The sequence below is a fragment of the Mycolicibacterium komossense genome, from assembly GCF_025822605.1.
Taxonomy (GTDB): domain Bacteria; phylum Actinomycetota; class Actinomycetes; order Mycobacteriales; family Mycobacteriaceae; genus Mycobacterium; species Mycobacterium komossense.
This window is the reverse complement of sequence record NZ_JACKTY010000020.1, coordinates 161,650-178,819: the sequence shown is the minus strand read 5'-3', so window position 1 is coordinate 178,819 and position 17,170 is coordinate 161,650. Positions and strand designations below refer to the sequence as shown.

At 66.9% G+C, this 17,170-nt stretch carries 18 protein-coding genes; 9 read left to right on the top strand and 9 right to left on the bottom strand.

Features of this window, described 5'->3' with window-relative positions; genetic code table 11:
- Positions 1–94: 94 nt before the first annotated feature.
- From H7J73_RS08395 to H7J73_RS08380, 4 genes are all read left to right on the top strand, one after another.
- Entirely contained in the window at positions 95–1,888 is a 1,794-nt protein-coding gene (locus tag H7J73_RS08395) for an alkaline phosphatase family protein (protein ID WP_264066862.1), read from the top strand.
- A gap of 31 nt (positions 1,889–1,919) precedes the next feature.
- Positions 1,920–2,321 carry an SRPBCC family protein gene (locus H7J73_RS08390; protein ID WP_264066861.1) on the top strand — a complete coding sequence of 134 codons (402 nt, stop codon included), beginning with the start codon at positions 1,920–1,922 and terminating at the stop codon, positions 2,319–2,321.
- Between the two features lie 4 nt (positions 2,322–2,325).
- Positions 2,326–2,847 carry a M15 family metallopeptidase gene (locus tag H7J73_RS08385; protein ID WP_435405449.1) on the top strand — a complete coding sequence of 174 codons (522 nt, stop codon included), beginning with the start codon at positions 2,326–2,328 and terminating at the stop codon, positions 2,845–2,847.
- 266 nt (positions 2,848–3,113) lie between these two features.
- Positions 3,114–3,383 (top strand): hypothetical protein, encoded by a 270-nt coding sequence (locus H7J73_RS08380; RefSeq protein ID WP_264066860.1) that lies wholly within the window; start codon positions 3,114–3,116, stop codon positions 3,381–3,383.
- 1 nt (position 3,384) lies between these two features.
- On the opposite strand, the gene H7J73_RS08375 is transcribed toward H7J73_RS08380, so the two are convergent.
- From H7J73_RS08375 to H7J73_RS08350, 6 genes are read right to left on the bottom strand one after another with little or no spacing between them, the layout of a single operon-like run.
- Complete coding sequence (locus tag H7J73_RS08375) at positions 3,385–4,146, bottom strand: SDR family NAD(P)-dependent oxidoreductase (RefSeq protein WP_264066859.1); 762 nt, start codon at positions 4,144–4,146, stop codon at positions 3,385–3,387.
- A complete protein-coding gene (locus H7J73_RS08370; RefSeq protein WP_264066858.1) occupies positions 4,143–5,333 on the bottom strand; it encodes an acyl-CoA dehydrogenase family protein in 1,191 nt (396 codons plus the stop codon). Before H7J73_RS08370 ends, H7J73_RS08375 begins: the two co-directional genes overlap by 4 nt.
- The gene (locus H7J73_RS08365; protein WP_264067103.1) at positions 5,330–6,328 is read right to left on the bottom strand and encodes a phosphotransferase family protein; all 999 of its coding nucleotides are present in this window, start codon (positions 6,326–6,328) and stop codon (positions 5,330–5,332) included. The genes H7J73_RS08370 and H7J73_RS08365 overlap by 4 nt, the downstream gene beginning before the upstream one ends.
- A gap of 59 nt (positions 6,329–6,387) precedes the next feature.
- On the bottom strand, positions 6,388–7,680 hold the full coding sequence (locus tag H7J73_RS08360) for a threonine/serine exporter family protein (protein ID WP_264066857.1): 1,293 nt from the start codon (positions 7,678–7,680) through the stop codon (positions 6,388–6,390).
- Entirely contained in the window at positions 7,677–8,036 is a 360-nt protein-coding gene (locus H7J73_RS08355) for a DUF1622 domain-containing protein (protein ID WP_264066856.1), read from the bottom strand. The genes H7J73_RS08360 and H7J73_RS08355 overlap by 4 nt, the downstream gene beginning before the upstream one ends.
- 29 nt (positions 8,037–8,065) lie before the next feature.
- On the bottom strand, positions 8,066–8,713 hold the full coding sequence (locus tag H7J73_RS08350; RefSeq protein ID WP_264066855.1) for a TetR/AcrR family transcriptional regulator: 648 nt from the start codon (positions 8,711–8,713) through the stop codon (positions 8,066–8,068).
- A 135-nt stretch (positions 8,714–8,848) separates the two neighbouring features.
- Between H7J73_RS08350 and H7J73_RS08345 the strand changes: the two genes are divergently transcribed.
- Positions 8,849–9,463 carry a TetR-like C-terminal domain-containing protein gene (locus tag H7J73_RS08345; RefSeq protein ID WP_264066854.1) on the top strand — a complete coding sequence of 205 codons (615 nt, stop codon included), beginning with the start codon at positions 8,849–8,851 and terminating at the stop codon, positions 9,461–9,463.
- On the opposite strand, the gene H7J73_RS08340 is transcribed toward H7J73_RS08345, so the two are convergent.
- Positions 9,460–10,449, bottom strand: coding sequence for an Rv2253/PknI dimerization domain-containing protein (locus H7J73_RS08340; RefSeq protein WP_264066853.1), 990 nt, complete (start codon positions 10,447–10,449; stop codon positions 9,460–9,462). The two genes, H7J73_RS08345 and H7J73_RS08340, sit on opposite strands and share 4 nt — an antisense overlap.
- A gap of 141 nt (positions 10,450–10,590) precedes the next feature.
- On the opposite strand from H7J73_RS08340, the gene H7J73_RS08335 reads away from it, so the two are divergent.
- The 4 genes from H7J73_RS08335 to H7J73_RS08320 all read left to right on the top strand — a co-directional run bounded on the left by H7J73_RS08335 (position 10,591) and on the right by H7J73_RS08320 (position 13,723).
- Positions 10,591–11,526 (top strand): CE1 family esterase, encoded by a 936-nt coding sequence (locus H7J73_RS08335; protein ID WP_435405448.1) that lies wholly within the window; start codon positions 10,591–10,593, stop codon positions 11,524–11,526.
- Positions 11,527–11,559: 33 nt separating this feature from the next.
- Positions 11,560–12,945, top strand: a complete 1,386-nt coding sequence (locus H7J73_RS08330; protein ID WP_264066852.1) for a serine/threonine-protein kinase — start codon at positions 11,560–11,562, stop codon at positions 12,943–12,945.
- 101 nt (positions 12,946–13,046) lie between these two features.
- Positions 13,047–13,445: a hypothetical protein gene (locus H7J73_RS08325; protein WP_264066851.1), complete on the top strand. Its 399-nt coding sequence runs from the start codon at positions 13,047–13,049 to the stop codon at positions 13,443–13,445.
- A 53-nt stretch (positions 13,446–13,498) separates the two neighbouring features.
- Complete coding sequence (locus H7J73_RS08320; protein ID WP_264066850.1) at positions 13,499–13,723, top strand: hypothetical protein; 225 nt, start codon at positions 13,499–13,501, stop codon at positions 13,721–13,723.
- 75 nt (positions 13,724–13,798) lie between these two features.
- On the opposite strand, the gene H7J73_RS08315 is transcribed toward H7J73_RS08320, so the two are convergent.
- Complete coding sequence (locus tag H7J73_RS08315) at positions 13,799–15,250, bottom strand: S1C family serine protease (protein WP_264066849.1); 1,452 nt, start codon at positions 15,248–15,250, stop codon at positions 13,799–13,801.
- A gap of 157 nt (positions 15,251–15,407) precedes the next feature.
- Positions 15,408–17,111: a metallophosphoesterase gene (locus H7J73_RS08310; RefSeq protein ID WP_264066848.1), complete on the bottom strand. Its 1,704-nt coding sequence runs from the start codon at positions 17,109–17,111 to the stop codon at positions 15,408–15,410.
- Positions 17,112–17,170 lie beyond the last annotated feature (59 nt).

Genomic DNA, 17,170 nt, shown 5'->3' with positions numbered 1-17,170 from the left:
GCACATCAAGTACACAGAAATCCATCCGTCGTTGTCTCCTGACTTGTACCGTCTGCAGCACCGTCAATTCCGGGGTGCGAATGGAGATCGTCGAGTGACTACGGTTAAGCAGGTTTGTCTGGGAGTTGCGGTCGCCGGGGTGATGGCTGGTGCGGGCGCGGCGCTCGCCACTGCGGAGGCCTCCGCCGCCCCCTCCGACGGCGGCTCGGGCTCGCGCAGCTCGGCCGACGGAGCCGCCAGCGCTGCGAGCTCGGCTCCGAAGGTCACGCGCGGTGCCAAGGCCGTGGGTGAAACAGCCCCTCGGACAACGGGACAGCCCGCCGCAGCAGCCGTGAGCGACACCACGGTCACCACCAAGACCATCCGGTCGACACCCCGCCGGGCCGGCGCGGCAGAGGCGACGGTAGCGCCGTCGATAGTGGGAGGCACCGACACAGCGCAGCCCGTACTCAAATCCGTGGCGACCACCTCTGCGTCGGCCACCATCAAAGCGACCTTCGATCTGGTCACCCCGGCGCCGGTCACCCCGGCCCCGGCGCCGCTGCCGGTAGTGCCCGCCGCGCCGACGACGTCGATCGGCGTCAGTTCGTCGGCCAGCTGGAGTGCCCGTAACCGCAGCGTGCAGGCAGCCGTGATCGCCGCCACTCGAGTCGTCGACCCAACCAAACAGCATGTGCTGCTGATCGGTGTGGACGGCACGAACCTGAGCCGGATCCTGGCCGACCCCGCGAATCAGAACTTCTTCGCGCTGATGGGCGACGGCACCACCGCCGCGGCGAGCATCGTCGGGCACACCACCATCTCGAACCCGTCGTGGACGTCGATCCTGACGGGGGTGTGGGACACCAAGAGCGGCGTCGTCAACAACATCTTCACCCCGGGTACCTACAACTCCTGGCCCACGGTCTTCAACCAGCTCGAAGGGTTCAACCCCGACATCGAGACCAAAGCCATCGCCGACTGGAACGTCATCACCGATATCGCCGGCGCCGGTTCGCTTCCCGCCGACCAGATCGTCTACATCCCGCAGATCTCCGGCGATACCGACTGGTCGCAGACCGACGCGGCGGTCACCGCGGAGACCATCAAGTCGCTGCAGGGCGGTGTCGGCTACGAAAACGTGCCGAACTTCATGTTCACCTACCTGGTCCAGGTCGACGAGAACGGCCACATGTACGGCGGAGCGTCACCACAGTATGCAGCTGCCATCGAGCGCACCGACACCAATATCGGCGACATCATGGCCGCGGTGAAGGCGCGCGAACTCGCCACCGGTGAGGAATGGACGGTCATCGTCGTCACCGACCACGGCCACCAGCCGCAGCAGGGCTTCGGGCACGGCTTCCAGTCCCCGGACGAGACGTCGACATTCGTCATCGCCAGAGGCTCGGACTTCGACGCCGGACAGATCAACACCAAGTACCGGATCGTCGACGTCACTCCCACGATCGTCACGCTGTTCGGCAGCACCCCGACCGCCGACGCCGACGGGGTGTCCCTGACCTCGCTCGGCCAGAGCCAGGTCAACCCCGTCAATCTGCATCAGGCGCTCAACGACATCATTCAGATGAACGGCTACCCCGACATCCCGACGGACGTGGCGCTGTCAGTGCGGACGATCTTCGGGGCGATCCCGTACTACATCAATGGCGCGGTGGTCGCCGTGACTGATCAACTGCAGGCCGTTGCCGACCAGGGCATCCCCGTGGTGAGCGCTCTCGCAGGCATCGTGCTCATCCCGGTGCAGTTCATCGGCAACACGCTGGTCGCCATCACCCAGGCCCTTGCGGAGGTGGTCGGCCGGCTGACCGGTGCCGGCGTCATCCCGCCGAGCACGTCGACCACCCAGCAGTTCGATCTGCCGCGACAGGCCGCCGTCCTGGTTTGATCCGTCGCCGGCCGGGGCATAGCGCTAAGCCATGAGGCTGGCGCTGCGGCAACACCTGTTGACGGTCGAGCGGACGATGGCCGTCCCGGCTGAGGCAGCGTGGCACGTGCTGACCGATCTCGAAGCGTGGCCGCGGTGGGGCCCCTCGGTCCAGCGGGCCGAGCTCGCCGGCTCCGGGCCGCTGCGGCTGGGGTCGTGCGGCACGGTGTGGACTGCGGTCGGGATACCGCTGCCGTTCGAGATCACCGAGTTCGAAGACCAACGGCAGTGGGCGTGGAAGATCGCCGGACTGGCAGGTACCCGGCACACTGTGGCGCCGACAGACGGTGGGTGCCGGGTCGCCTTCGGCATGCCGATCTGGGCGCCGATCTATCTGACGGTGTGCGCTCTGGCGCTGCGGCGCATCGAGGACCTCGCCAGCAAGCAGGTCTAGGTTGGTGACCGTGAAATTGGTTGCGGGTCTCCTGGCGGTGGCGGCTACGGCTGTCACGTTCGGTGTTGCGGCGCCGGCCGCCCGGGCCGACCCCGGCGACGGTTCCCTGCCCAACGGTGACGCATTGACGCCGTTCGACGTGCAGGACCCAGCGGTTGGCCGCCTCGACCCGGCCCTGTTGGCCGCCATCCAGAACGCCGCCACCGCGGCTGCCGCGGACGGGATCACCATGACCATCACCTCCGGGTGGCGTTCGCCGGAGTTCCAGCAACAACTGCTCGACGACGCCGTGCAGACCTACGGCAGCTTTGCCGCCGCTCGGCAGTACGTGCAGACCCCGGCGATGTCCAAGCACGTCATCGGTGAGGCCGTCGATATCGGTGGCCAGGATGCCGACCGTTGGCTGATCGCCAACGGCACCCGGTTCGGGCTCTGTCAGATCTACGCCAATGAGCTGTGGCACTTCGAACTGGCCGCCGATGGGCAGGGCAATTGCCCTCCTTTACTCGCCAACGCTGCGGGCTAGCTGCGCAGGCTTCGAGGCCCAGCTGTGATCTCGCCGGGAGCGCCACGGTAGAACCCATCGTGAGAACCCTCGTGACCTGCGCTTAGAAAGTGAAGCGTAATTGACGGCATCTTCTCAGGTTCTCCATATACAGCAGCCGTAAATTTCCGGGCACAAGGTGATTAGAAATGCCGAAAACTAGGTACCCAGACCCGGTAATGGTGACGCGTGACAGCGGCTCGCTGCTCCATTCATCTCGCTCGGGTTTTGAAAATGAAGGAGCAGTGATGACCGATCTCATGCACCGGTCCACCGACACCGATCTCCTGCACGAGCTCGGCGATAGCTACCTAGCAGCGTTGGAAGCCGCCAAGGATGTGAGCTTCAAGATCGAGCATCAGATCGAAGCCAGCCTGGCCGCCGGACATTCCCTCGCCGATCTCAGCGAAGCTTCGGGGCTTTCCGTCGGACAGCTTGAGTACATCCTGGTCTCTGCCGCGGTCCAGGATCCGATCCGGATGAACCAGCGCAACTGCGGTCTCCGCGCCGCTGGCTGAGTTAAGTGATCGTCAGACCACCGTCGACGACGATGGTCTGACCGGTGACATACCCACCGGCCGACGACGCCAGCCACACTGCACTAGCAGCGAGTTCGCGGGCATCGCCCAGTCGCCCGAGTACCAACCGAGGAGCCTGGCTTTCCAGGTAACCGGGCTGGTATTCGTCGGTCATCTCAGAGAGAAAGAACCCCGGCGCCAGCGCATTCACCCTGATTCCCTTGCGCGATCCCCATTGCTGGGCGAGGTCGCGCGTCAACCCGATGATCGCCGCTTTGCTTGCGCTGTACGCGGCCTGCGGTAAACCGGCTGTGGTGATGCCGAGCACGCTGGCGATATTCACGATCGCACTGCCGGGTTGCATCACCCGGCCACAAGCCTGCGCCATCCAGTAGGACCCGTTCAGGTTCACGTCGACCACGGACCGGAACTGCTCCGGCGTCTCCCGGGTGGCGGGCACAGCGGTCCCGACGCCGGCGTTGTTGATCAGGATGTCGACGCGGCCGAAGGTCTCGACGGCGGCGTCGACCAACCGTCGGCACTGGTCGGGATCGGCTACGTCGGTGGCCACCGGATGGACCCGGCGGCCTGCCGCTTCGACGAGCGCCGCGGTCTCGGCCATCCGGTCCGCGCGCCGTGCTCCCAGCACCAGATCGGCGCCGGCCTCGGCGAAGGCTTGGGCGAACGTGACACCGAGTCCCGATGAGGCACCGGTGACGATGACGACCTTGTCGTCGAGTCGGAAGCTGTCGAGAATGCTCATGACGAGTGCCCTTCAGGATTGCGAAGCACTTGGCGGGCAATCGCGTACTTGTGCACCTCGGTGGGCCCGTCGTACAGCCGGAAGGCCCGCATATCGGAGAAGATCATGCCCACCGGGGTTTCGTCGGAGATGCCCATGCCGCCCAGGATCTGCACGCAGCGGTCGGCGACCTTGAACAGTTCCTCCGACACGTACGCCTTCACCATCGAGCTCTCATGCCTGCCCTTGGCACCGCCGTCGAGTGTCCAGCAGGCCCACCAGATCGCGAGTCTGCATTGCTGCAAGGCGATTTCGTTGTCGGCGATCATGAAGCCGACCCCCTGGTGCTCGCCGATCGGCTTACCGAACCCGGTCCTGGTGCGGGCGTGCTCGACGGCGATGGACTGGGCTCGCGACGCGGCGCCCAACCAGCGCATGCAGTGGGTCAGCCGGGCCGGCGCGAGCCGCAGCTGCGCATACCGCAGCGCCTGGCCGACCTCGCCGAGCAGCGCGGAAGCGGGCAGCCGCAGATCGTTGAAGCGGACCACGCCGTGGCCTTGGACGTAGTTGCGGTCCATCGTGTTCATCACACGTTCGATCTCGATGCCGGGGGTCTGCCCGTCGCACAGGAACAGCGTAGGTCCGTCCCCACCAAACGAATTGGGAGCGACCCGCGCCATGATGATCCAGGTGCGGGCGCCGTCGGCGCCGGTGATCAGCCATTTGAGGCCGTTGATCACGTACTCGCTGCCGTCGAACACGGCTTCGGTGTTGAGCTGATTGGGATCCGAGCCTGCCCCGTCCGGTTCGGTCATTGCGAACACGGAACGCTGCCTGCCGTCGATCACCGGGACGAGGAACTCGGCTACCTGTTCGTCGTTGGCGATCTTGTTGAGCAGGAACATGTTTCCCTCATCGGGCGCGGCACAGTTCAGCGCTACCGGGCCCAGGGTGGACCAGCCGGCGGCCTCGAAGAGCACCGCCTGATCGAGGTGGGACGGTTCGCGTCCGCCGAAGCGGGTCGGCGCCTGGAACGTGAGAAGTCCGGCCTTGCGGGCTAATTCGACCATTTCGGTGCGCAGCTCTTCATTGGGGCCGTGCCGGGTGAGCCGGGGATCGGTTTCGTAGGGCACGATCTGCTCGGCGACGAAGGCCCGGATCTCGTCGCGCAGGGCCGCGGTCTCGGCGGGGATTTCGAAGTCGATCATGTGTGCCTTTCGATCAGCCCATGCGCACGCTCGAACAGTCGCAGGGTCGCGTTGTGCAGGTGTTCGCCGATCTCCATCGGCGCCAGGCCGGCGCAGGCGCGGGCCAGGCTGCCCTCCAGGATGATGCCGAGCTTGAAACAAGCCAGCACGGTGTACCAATTGATCTGTGCGAGATCGCGAGTGGTGTTCTTGGCGTACTGCCCGATCAGCTCGTCCGGGGTCGGTAGCCCGTCGGTTTCCATCAGCGCACTGCCCAGCACGCCCTCCTGGCCGGGGTAGCGCCAGGTTGCCAGCATCCAGCCGAGATCCAGCAGCGGGTCCCCGATGGTGCACATCTCCCAGTCGACGATCGCGACGACCTCGGGGCCGGTGCGGGAGAACATCACGTTCGCAACGTGGTAGTCGCCGTGCATGATGCCCGGTGTCCAGTCGGTGGGCCGGTGTTCCTCCAGCCAGCCGGCGACGGCGTCGATGCCGGGGATATCGGCGCCGGGATAGTTGTCGAACCCCTGGTAAGACTCGAGGTCCGAAAGCCACCGGGGCACTTGGCGTTCCAGGAACCCCTCGGGCTTTCCGAAGGATTCCAGCCCGGCCGCCACGTGGTCGACCGCGCCGAGGCGGGACAGTGCCTCGGCCATCGACAGACCCATCTGATGACGTACACCGGCGTCGCCGGCGTGCAGCGCAAGCAGTTCGGAACCTGCGTTGAATCCGTCGATGGGTTCCATCAGGTAAAAGACGGCGTCACCGAGCACGCCGGGGTCATCGCACACGGCGATCAGGTGCGGATGCGGGACGTCGGTTCCGGCCAGCGCGGCCAGGACCTGCGTTTCGCGCAGGATGACCTTGTTGCTGACCGGGCGCAGGTGTTTCGGCCCGCGGCGCAGGACGTAGGGCCGGCCTGAGCGCTCGAACCGCAACAGGATGTTCTGCGTTCCGCCGCCGATCTCGGTGACGTTCTCCAGCGGGCCCTCGCCCAGGCCGCGACCGGACATCCATTCAGCGATGACTGCAGGATCGACCACGGCGATAACCTACCGTACGGTTGGTTGGGTCACGTGCGCTGTGCCCGGGAGTTGAAGGCATTGAAGACACTCCAGCCGACCAGCGTGCCGAGTGCGATCGAGAAGATCGCCGCGACAGTCTCGCCGAGGCTGCCGACATCCGCGCCGCCACCGGTGGCGGCCTCGCTGAGCGATTCGAAGCTCAAGGCCCCCGGCACCAGCGACCAGAACGCCGTCAACATCATCACGATCGCCGGTGGCGAGGTCCGGACCCGCGCCGCCACCATCGCGAACGGCACAGCCAGGAAGGCCCCGATAACGCCCCCGCCGTAGGGCGAGGACAGCACCGTGCTGCCGAGCTGCTGGCCGAGCAGTGCTACCGCGACGGCCGCGGTCAGCCAGAACAGGGAGCCTTTCGGCGCGGACAGGTAGATGTAGAGCCCGAATCCGATCACCACGATTGCCGCGTACAACGCCCACGGTCCCATCTGCGGCGACGGCGCCTGGGGCGCCACGCGGCCGGCGATATGGACCCCGATCGCGACGCCGAACACCAGCAGCATCAGCTGAACCACGCCGTAGACCAGCCGGCTGGCGCCCCCGATGATCTGGGAACTGGCCACTTCCATCGCGCCGATGGTCAGCGACATACCCGGCAGGATCGCCACCAGGGCGGGCGCGATCACCCGCAGCAACCCGTCGTTGGCGGCGTCGGCGACGAACCAGGTGGCCAGCATCGTGACAACCGTCGCAGCGAGAGTGGGCAGCACGGAGTTCAGCCAGGGGAACGGTCTGCCGATGGTGATGATGGCGCCCACCACGACGCCGAGGAAGAGGTAGCCGGGCAGCGAAGCCCAGGTCGGGTTGATGACCATGCCGAAGCCGACAGTGGTGATCGCGTAGCCGATCACCGACGTGACCGCCCCGAAGCGTGGATTCATGGCCCTGGCGGCATCGACGGCCTTCACCGCGTCGGAGGGGGTGATGGCGCCGAGCTCGGCGAGTTCGGCGATGGCGTCGATGCGGCCGGCCAGATCCAGCTGAACCGTGGCGTGTGTGGACGTCTCCACCTCGTAGCCGACGGTCCCCACTTGAATGACCAGCACGGTCGGCAACACGATCGTCCGCACGGTGTCGGTGGTGTAGCGGGCGGCGATCTTCAGCAGGCGGGCGGTCACCTGCTGGGTGGGCTGTTCCACCTCGACCAGTGCGATACCGATCGCCCGCAGCATCGACGCGACCTCGGCCGCGTCATAGGAGTCGGGACCGCTGAGCGCTCCGTGGGCTTCCTTGCGCATGGCGCGCAGCATCCGGTGTATCCGGCTTGTCGACGGTTCGGTCATCGCGATGCGCTCGCCTCGACGGGCGTCTGCTGCCAGGGCCAGCGTCCGGTGATCTCGAGTTCCAGCGAGAAGCTGAGGAACGTCCGGATGGCGACGATCCCGGCCAGCACCGCGACACTCTGCGCATTGGGCGTGATCGCGACCGTGCGGATGATGTCGGCGGCCACCAGGAACTCCAGGCCGAGCAGAATCGTCCGACCCAATTGGTTGCGGAAGTTGCGGTAGACGTCTCCGGTCTTGCGCACCATCCGGCCGATCGCGATACCGGCCGCCAGGACCGTGCCCAGCGCGATGATCGCCACCCCGACGCCGTCGATCACCTTCCCGACGGTCTCGACGATTTCGATGAAGTTCATGGCGGCAGGCTAACCGGGCCGACGGCAGTTCAGGTGCCGGCGGGCAAAACTGCCGTCAGCTCGACGAGATCGTCGAAGGTCTCCGTCAGCGTCCGGCTCATGAAGTCGGGCAAGTCCTCGACCGCCGTCTGATCGAGCGTCTCGTTCATCCCCATGCTCTGCCATGCCGTCGAGGTCACCGCGGCCCACACCGCGGCCATCAGCGCCACGGCCGGATCGTCGGGAGTCGTCCCGATCCGGCGCGCCAGCACCTCGGCGGTGGCCGTCGACCGCAGCCGGATCGTGCCGAGCTGCAGGCTCCTGGCGAGGTTGACGATGCGCAGCAGGGTACCGACCCGGGCCGCGGTCATCGTCCCTTCGCCGCGGGCGGCCTTGTCGAGCATGGTGATGTTGGCCGTCAGCAGGGCGTGCAGCGGCGGGGTCTCCAACGGGATGTGCGCCAGCTCGTCGTTGACGGCATCGGTGAAAGTGTCCAGCAGCGACAACAGCATCATGTCCTTGCTGGGAAAATAGTGCGCGACCGTGCGAGGTGAGACCTCGGCGGCACCGGCGATTTGCTCGATGGTGGTCCGCTGGTAACCCTGGCGGTCGACCAGATCGAGCGCGGCAGCCACCAACGTCGCGCGTGTCCGCTGCTTCTTGCGTTCTCGCAGCCCCGACTGGACCGGAACCCCCATAGCAGCGATGGTAGACGGGTTCCGAGGAGGGGCGTTGGCTCCTCGTAGCGAAAGTCTGTTCGCGATGGGGAGTAGTAGGGGAGTGTTAGAGGTCAGGATGGCAACCGACTAATCCGGTGAGGGTGTGCAGCTGCTATGGCGTTGAACTGGGACGGCGACGCGCAGCCTCCGGAGATGGGTACCGGCCTCGTGGAGGGTTCGGTCCCGCCGGAACTGCGTGATCGTGTCATGGCTGCCGGTATCGACGAGTTGACTCGTTGGGGGATCGAGCGGTTCAGCCTGGGGGCGCTGGCCGCGCGCCACGGCATCGACGAATCGGAAATCGTCAAGTACTGGGGCGACGGGCAGCATCTGGCTCTGGACGTGCTGTTGCGCTGGGACGGCACTCAGAGCGTGACGCCGGATACCGGCGCATTGCGCAGCGACCTCAAGGCCCTGAGTCTGGTGGTGGCGAGCTACGTCAACACCGCATTGGGCCGGAGCCTGCTGCGCGCGCTGGTGATGGAAGACCACATGTTGTATTCCGACGACACGCGCCTGACGTTCTGGAAAGTGCGGCTGGGGACGCTGCGGACCATCTTCGACCGCGCAGCCGAGCGCGGCGAACTGCGGGACGGGATCAATCTCGTGGCAGCGGTTCAGCTGTTGGTCGCACCCATCAACGTGCGGGCGCTGTACACCGCCGAACCCGTCGACGAGGAGTACTGCACCGACGTCGCCGACTTGGTGTGGCGGGCGGTCAAGCGCTAGTCACCTACCCGGTCGACGGCCACGTCGAACGTCTCGTTCTCACCACAATCGCCGGTGAACTCGCTGGTGGAGGTGCCGGGAAGATTCTTGATGGGATCCGAATTCGGTTGGGGCAGAGGAAGATCCACGGTCAGCTTTTGACGGACTGTGCCTTTCACCTCACCGCCGGCGGTGCAGGTCCCGTCTACCTCGACGCCCCAGATCCATCGGTCGGTGGTGAATTGGTAGACCTGCACGTTGTCGCGGCCCACGTCCTGGCGCGAGGTGAACAGTGACCCGCAGTCCAGCGAGTTGCGGGCGCAGATGGTCCGGATGTCCACTGGGTTGGGCGGTGGCGAGTCGCCTTCGCCGCGCCTGGTCTGGCTGAACGTGTACTGGCCGTGCAGCCCTTCGGGGGCCGCGGGGATCCGCGGCGGGAGGGCGGCGGGGTCCACGCCCGCCGGTACCGCACTGCCGACCCGGGTCAGTGTGAGTGGGGTCTGCAGCACCGTCGCGCACCCGGTGCCCATGTACATGTCGGTCTGGGAGCCCACGAATGTGCCGTCCGGACCGGGCGCCAGCGACCAGCTGGTCAGGTGCGGCGCAGTTCCGCCGCCGGGGCAGCTGCCCGCTTCGGCCATGTGGGCTTCGATCCACCGGCCGCCGACGAAGTCGAGCACGACCTTGATGTCGGTGCCGCCGTCGCGCAGCCGGGCCGCAGTGGCGACGCAGCCGGTGTCGGGGCACGCCGAATGGAATGACCAGGCGAAAGCCGGGATGGGATCGGCCGGGACCGGCTTACCGTTCTTGGTCTGTGCCTTGGCGTCGTAGTCGATGCGATAGGTCCCGTTGATAGTGGGCCCCGAGGTGTCTGCCGGTGGTTCCTGGCCCGCTTTGGGGGCCGACGAGATCTGCGACAGCGTGCCGACCAGGACCGCTGCGGCGGTCGCCACGACGGCGAGCAGACCGACCAGCGCGACGATTCGTTTCTGGCGACTGGTGCTCAATATCGGCCCTGACGTGTGACGCCCATGTTCCCCGTTCCCCTGTGGCCACAGATCACGTGCAGCATAGTGCCCGCCGGGCCCAGGGTTGGCCGGCATCTGTTGTTCACCTGCCGGCCAAGTGATGTGTCGATACTCATCCGCATGCCAGCCTGGGCCAACGAGTTTCGGATCCGGATTGCGGCGGCCACCCTGAGCGCCGTCCTCGCCGCGATGGGCGGTCTGCTCAGTGCGCCCGCGTGGGCGGCCGGCGATATCGACGGCCGGTTGACGTTCGGTGGCCTGCAACGCACCTATCTGGTGCATGCGCCCGCCGGGCTCGATCACCCGGCGGGCCTGGTGCTCAACCTGCACGGCGCCGGGTCCACCGGTGCTGATCAAGCGGCGATCTCGCACTATGACACCGTCGCTGACCAGCTCGGGCTCGTCGTGGTGTACCCCGACGGCATCGACCGCAGCTGGGCCGACGGCCGCGGTGCGTCGAAACCCGACCGCCAGGGTGTCGACGATGTCGGATTTCTGTCCGCGCTGGCTGATCGGCTGGTCCACGATTACGGGATCGCCCCCGGCCGGGTCTTCGCCACCGGAATGTCGGCGGGCGCGTTCATGACGAACCGGTTGGCCTGCGACCGTGCCGATCTCGTCGCCGCCATCGCCCCTGTCTCGGGCACGCTCGGCGCCGGGGTCGGATGTGCGCCGTCGCGGCCGGTGGCCGTCCTCGAAACTCACGGCACCGCAGATCCGGTGGTGCCCTATGACGGTGGCACCATGACCGGTCGCGGTGGCGTGAGCGACATCCTGCCCGCGACCGGGATGGCCGCGCGCTGGCGCGATGCCGACGGTTGCCCGGCTCCGGTCCAAGACGGCCTGCCCAGCGCAGGCGACGGCACGTCGGTGCGCCGCCTGACGGCGGCGCCGTGCGCTGACGGAACTGCCGTCGTCCTACTCAGTGTCGACGGCGGCGGCCACACCTGGCCTCGCGGGAATTTCGCGCTGCCCGCCGATACGGTCGGGTTGGCCACCGGTGCCACCGATATCTCGCTGGCCAGCGGACAGTTCTTCCTGATGCACGCCAGATAGCGGCCCGTCGGCGGTGGCGGCTACCATTCGCCCATGCCCCTTGGGGACGGCCAGCTGTTCGCCGGCTACACCGTTGTGCAGCGCCTCGGTTCAGGTGCGATGGGGGAGGTCTACCTCGTCCAGCACCCCAGGTTGCCCCGTCGCGATGCCCTGAAGGTGCTGCCGGCCGAGTTCACGACCGACGACGAATACCGCTCCAGGTTCCACCGGGAAGCCGACGTGGCGGCGACGCTGTGGCATCCGCACATCGTCGGGGTGCACGATCGTGGCGAATTCGAGGGTCAGCTGTGGATTTCGATGGACTACGTCGAGGGCACCGATGTCGCGCGCCTGCAGCAGGAGCGGTACTCCGCCGGGATGCCCCCGAACGACGTCGTCCGGATCATCACCGCCGTCGCCGATGCGCTGGACTACGCGCACCAAAACCAGCTGTTGCACCGCGACGTCAAACCCGCCAACATCCTGCTATCGCGCCCGGAGCTAGGAAAAGAGCGAGTTTTGTTGGCGGACTTCGGCATTGCCCGACGCATCGATGATTCGAGCGGGCTGACCGGGACCAGTATGACGGTGGGCACCGTGGCCTATGCCGCACCGGAACAGCTCATGGGGCAGACGATGGACGGGCGAGCTGATCAATATGCGTTGGCGGCCACTGCTTTCCACCTGCTGACCGGGACCACGCTATTCCAGCATCCCAATCAGGCTGCCGTCATCAGCCAGCACCTCACGTCGCCGCCACCGCCGATCGCCGCGCGGCGGCCGGAGTTGTCGAACCTCGATCCGGTGTTCGCCAAAGCGCTCGCCAAGGCGCCGGAGGACCGGTACGCGAGCTGTATGGAATTCGCCGAAGCTCTGGGGCGTCAGATCGGCGGTGAGTCCGGTGGCGATCAGGCGACCATGGCCGCACACCCCGTGACCTCGCCCCACCGCAGGCATGCGGCTGCGACCGCCGCACCTACGATGCGCCGACCGGCGATCCTGGGTGCGGTCGGAGCACTCGGGCTGGTCCTGATCGGCGGCACGGTCGCCGCGGTGATCGTGACGAAGAACAACCGCCACGAAGCCGCGGCCCGGCCCGCACCCACACCTGCTGCGTCTGCGGCGTCACCGGCGCCGGGCACCGGGGCGCCCGCCGTTCCGGTCGTTCTGATCGGTGCGGACTGCGAGACTCTCGGTGCGGCCGGCCAGTCCACTTCAGGACAGACCGCCTACTGTGCGCGCCTGGCCAGTACCGGCGACACCATGTGGTCGCTGTACAACGGCCAAGTGCCTTCTCCCACGGTCACTCCCGGCCCGACCGACCAGGTGTACCCACCGGGTATCGAAGAGCAGGTCGCGGTGTGCATGCAGCAGACGGGCCATCCGCGGGTGCAGTGTCGAGACGAGATTCGGGAAGGTAACCTGACCGGTCCGGCGTAGGCGAGTACCCAGAGCGCCCGAGACGGCTGGGTGATCCCGAACACTGGGAGAACACGGCGATATCCCTACGCCGGCGCGGCGCGGTGGCTTACTGTCCGATCATGAAGCTGTGGTTACTGGCCTGGGCAGGGGTCGTGGCGCTGTCCGGTCTCACCGGGATCACCGCCGCGCACGCTGAACCTCCGCCACCCTGCAGTTTCACCCTCTCTGCGCCGGAAGTCGTGCAGGTCGACGGTGTCGCGATGGTGACGGCCACACTCGGCCCGGACGCCTGCGGGTTCCCTGCGGGACCGTCACTGAGCATTGCGTGCCTGCAGTTGCAGGGTGTCGATACCGGTGGCACCTGCACCCAAGCGCACGGCTCGGATCCGGCGCAGATCTACGTGCCGTACCGACCGGGCGGCACCTACGCGTCCTCGGGCCGGGGCTGCCCCTCCTGGGCCGGTCAGTCGCCCGCCCAGTGGTGCCAGATCCTCGGTCCCGTCACCGCGACGCTGTAGGTCGGGCGACATTCAGCAAGTTCCCAGCACCAAGGGCGCAGACTGGAGTGGTGATGCGAGACGGCTTGGGAAAGGGCGAGACCAGACCGCGGCGAACCAGCCCACCGCCGCGGCGAGAGTTCTGGGAACTGTGGTGGGTGCGGGTCGCGGTGGTCGCCGTGGTGGCGATATCGGTGATCGTCGTTGCCGTCCTGTCCGATCCCAGCCACGCCTCCTGGGAGGCGAAGACCTGGGAACTCGTCCACGAGATGGCTGCCGCCACCGTCGGACGCCGCTAGGCAATGCAGACAAAAGTGCGGCCCCGGAAGAAATTTCCTCCGGGGCCGCACTTTTCGGCAACCTTGTCGTTGGCTTTAGGTCTGCGACTGGCCGAGGGTGACCTGCACCGTCTGCGACGCACCGGAGGCGTCCTGGTAGGTGAGGGTCACGTTGTCGCCGGGGGCCATCGAGCGGACCGCCGCGACCAGCGCGTCGGAGCTGCCGATGACCCGGTCGTTGACCTTGGTGACCAGCACACCGCTGGGCAGTCCGGCAGATGCGGCCGGTCCGCCGTCGGTCACCTTCGCGACTGCGGCACCGGGGGCGCTGGAATCGCTGCTGAGTTGCACACCCAGTGACGCGTGGGTAACCGTGCCGCTCGAGATCAACTCGTTGGCAATGCGTTTGGCCTGATCTACCGGGATCGCGAAACCGAGGCCGATCGAGCCGCTCTGGCCACCGCCGCCGCCTGCTCCGGGACCGCCGCCGCCGCCCAGCGAGGCGATCGCCGAGTTCACGCCGACCAGCTCGCCGTTCATGTTCACCAGCGCGCCGCCGGAGTTGCCGGGGTTGATCGCCGCGTCGGTCTGGATCGCATCCATCACCGAACTCTGGCCGGTGGATTCGTCACCGGTGGCGACGGGACGGTCCAGGGCGCTGACGATACCTGTCGTCACGGTGCCCTCCAGGCCGAGAGGCGAGCCGATCGCCACCACGTCCTGGCCGACCTTCAGATCCTTCGACGACCCAAGCGTGATCGGAGTCAGGTCCGAAACACCTTGGACGCGAACGACAGCGATGTCATCGGTCGGGTCGGTGCCGACCACGGTGAACGGCACGGTGCGGCCGTCGGAGAACGTCGCGGTGGCCTGTGCGCCCTGGCCGGGGGAATCCTGGCCCGACGGGCCCTGGCCGCCGGAGAAGTCCGGACCGTCCGGGCCGCCGAGACCGCTCGGCATGTTGCTCTTGGCCGACGGGCCCTGACCGGCACCGCTGACCGCGGCCACCACATGGTTGTTCGTCAGGATCAGGCCGTCCTGGCTGAGAACGATGCCGGACCCCTCTTCGCGGCCGTTGCCCATGGTGATCTGCAGCTTGACCACGCTCGGGAGCACCTTGGCGGCGACTTGCTCGACCGACCCGGCAGGCAGGGCAGCCGCGGGGGTGGCCGGCGTAACCGACTGGGAGGCAGCCGGGATGGCGGCGCGAAGCGCGCCGGGCCCGTCGGAATGGCTGACCGCCGCGATGGCCCCGACACCACCGGAGACCACCGCGACTGCCGCAGCGCCGGCCATCACGGCACCAGCGCGGGATCGCTTGTGTCCCTTTCGATTCGCCATCTGAATGGGCATCGTCGGGGTGGCGTCACCCTCATGGATCACCCGGTAGGGATCGTTGAACGGCCGCGGCGCCTGCGTCGCGTAGCGCCAGTCGTAGGGCTGGTATGCACCATGGCTGGGTTGGCCCGAATACTGCTGGCCCGCAGGGTGACTCGAATCGGATCGGTAGCCTGGCTCGCGACGTGAGGACCGCGGGTGTTTCTTCATAGCGTGACGTTCTTCCCTCGACATAGGACAGCAAAGTTGCAAGACCTACTATGAACGCACCTGCTGAGACCCGACTGAGAGCTGTATCGATATCGTCCAAGACTTTTGGTCACCGGCAGATCACGACGTCGCACATTCTCGTCCGTTAAGCAAATACTCAGGTGCGCACCTGGCGGCGGTAGGTCACCGTGTCGAACTCCCGACCGTATTCGTCGACGGCCGTGACGTCCATCTCACTGACGAAGGTGTCGGGGCGGACGTCGACGCGGATGAAGGCGTAGTTGCGGAATCGGACCCGCGACCAGGCCACCGCCTCCGGCTGCTCAGCGCCATGGGAATTCCAGACGTAACTGTTCGGTACGAAGGTGTCGGCGAGTTCGTGCCCGCGGTAACTTTCCTGCTCACCAGGTTGGAAGTCATACCGGGGGCGACCACCGCTACCGACGGTGTAGTAGACGGTGCCGTCGGTTTCGGGATAGACGATCGCGTTGTCGCCGGCGACTCGGGTGGGAGCGTCGGCACGGATCGGGTCGGTGCGTTCGAAGACATGGTTGTGGCCCTGGAGCACCAGATCGACCTGATACCTGTCGAACAGGGCGGTCCACGCCGCGCGCACGCCGCCGTCGCTGGCGTGCGCGCCGGTGGTCGAATACGCGCAGTGATGGAAGAAGCAGACGATGAAGTCGACCGCCGGGTTGGCCCGATGGGCAGCCAGTGTGCGCTGAGTCCAAGAGTTTTGGGCGCCATGTGAATATCCGGTGTTGGCGGTGATCTCGTAGCTGACGTCGTTGGCGTCCAGCGAGAGCACCGCGACGTTGCCGTAGACAAAGGAGTACACCGACGGGCAGCCGCTGGGCCCGTTGCCGGGGAAGTCCAGCCGGGTCAGATGCCCGCCGTAACCGTGGATCGGATAGGCGGCTTCCATGTCGTGGTTGCCGGTGGCGAACATCCACGGGGTGGTCGCAGCGCTGGCTTCGATCAGACCGAAGTAGACATCCCAGACGTAGGGGTTGAACTTGTCGAAACCCGAGGCCAGCTTCCCGCCGGACGGCACGAACGTCGGCGGCTTACCCGCTCCGGACGGATCGGCGTAGGCGATATCACCGGCCAGCACATGAAAATCCGGGTGGGCCGCGACGACCTGGTTCAGCAGATTGGTGGTGTGCGGCACGCTCGGGTCGTTGTCAGACTTGTAGTAGCTGTCGTCGTAGTCCCCGGCGGCCAGGCCGGGCGGCAGCACCGGTGTCTCGTCGGTGCCCTGATCGCCGAGCATGGTGAACCTGAAGGGCGCCAGCGCATCTCGTGTATTGGGCATCGCCGTCGTCGCCGAGAGGACCTCCGAGGTGAATCCGTCCTCGGTGCGCCAGCGGTAGAAATGCGGCGTCCGCCCGGCCAGCCCGTTGACCGGGACGTGCGCGTAGAACTGCTCGGCCGCAAGTACTCCGCCGTCGCTGGTCGGAATCTGGGTGACCAGGTTGCGGATTTCGGCCTCGACACTCGCCCCCAGCTCCGGCGTGGGGCCGTGGTCGACGAAGACTCTGGTGGCCTGGGGATTGCGGGAGAGTTGCGCCGCGAGGCGAAGCTGGCTGGCGGCGTCGCCACCGAACCCCACCCGCCGGTTCGCCACCGACAGCGGCGCATCCGCGGCGTAGGCGCGGGTACCGAACGGAGCGACGCCGAGGGCGGCCACCGCCGCCGCGGCGGCCGAACCGCGCAGGAAATTCCGTCTCGACACCAGGTGGCGGCGCAGATAGTCCTGATGCCAGTCGTACTGCTCGGCCATGGTCATGCTGGCGGCCGCGCTCTGCGGTATTCCGGTGTCGGGGATGTCCCCGGGAGCGCTCACCCGTTTCGTCGGCATCCTTCGATGCTCGCGCACCCGTCTCGATCAGGCTGCCCGAGCAGCAGAACCGACGAGAA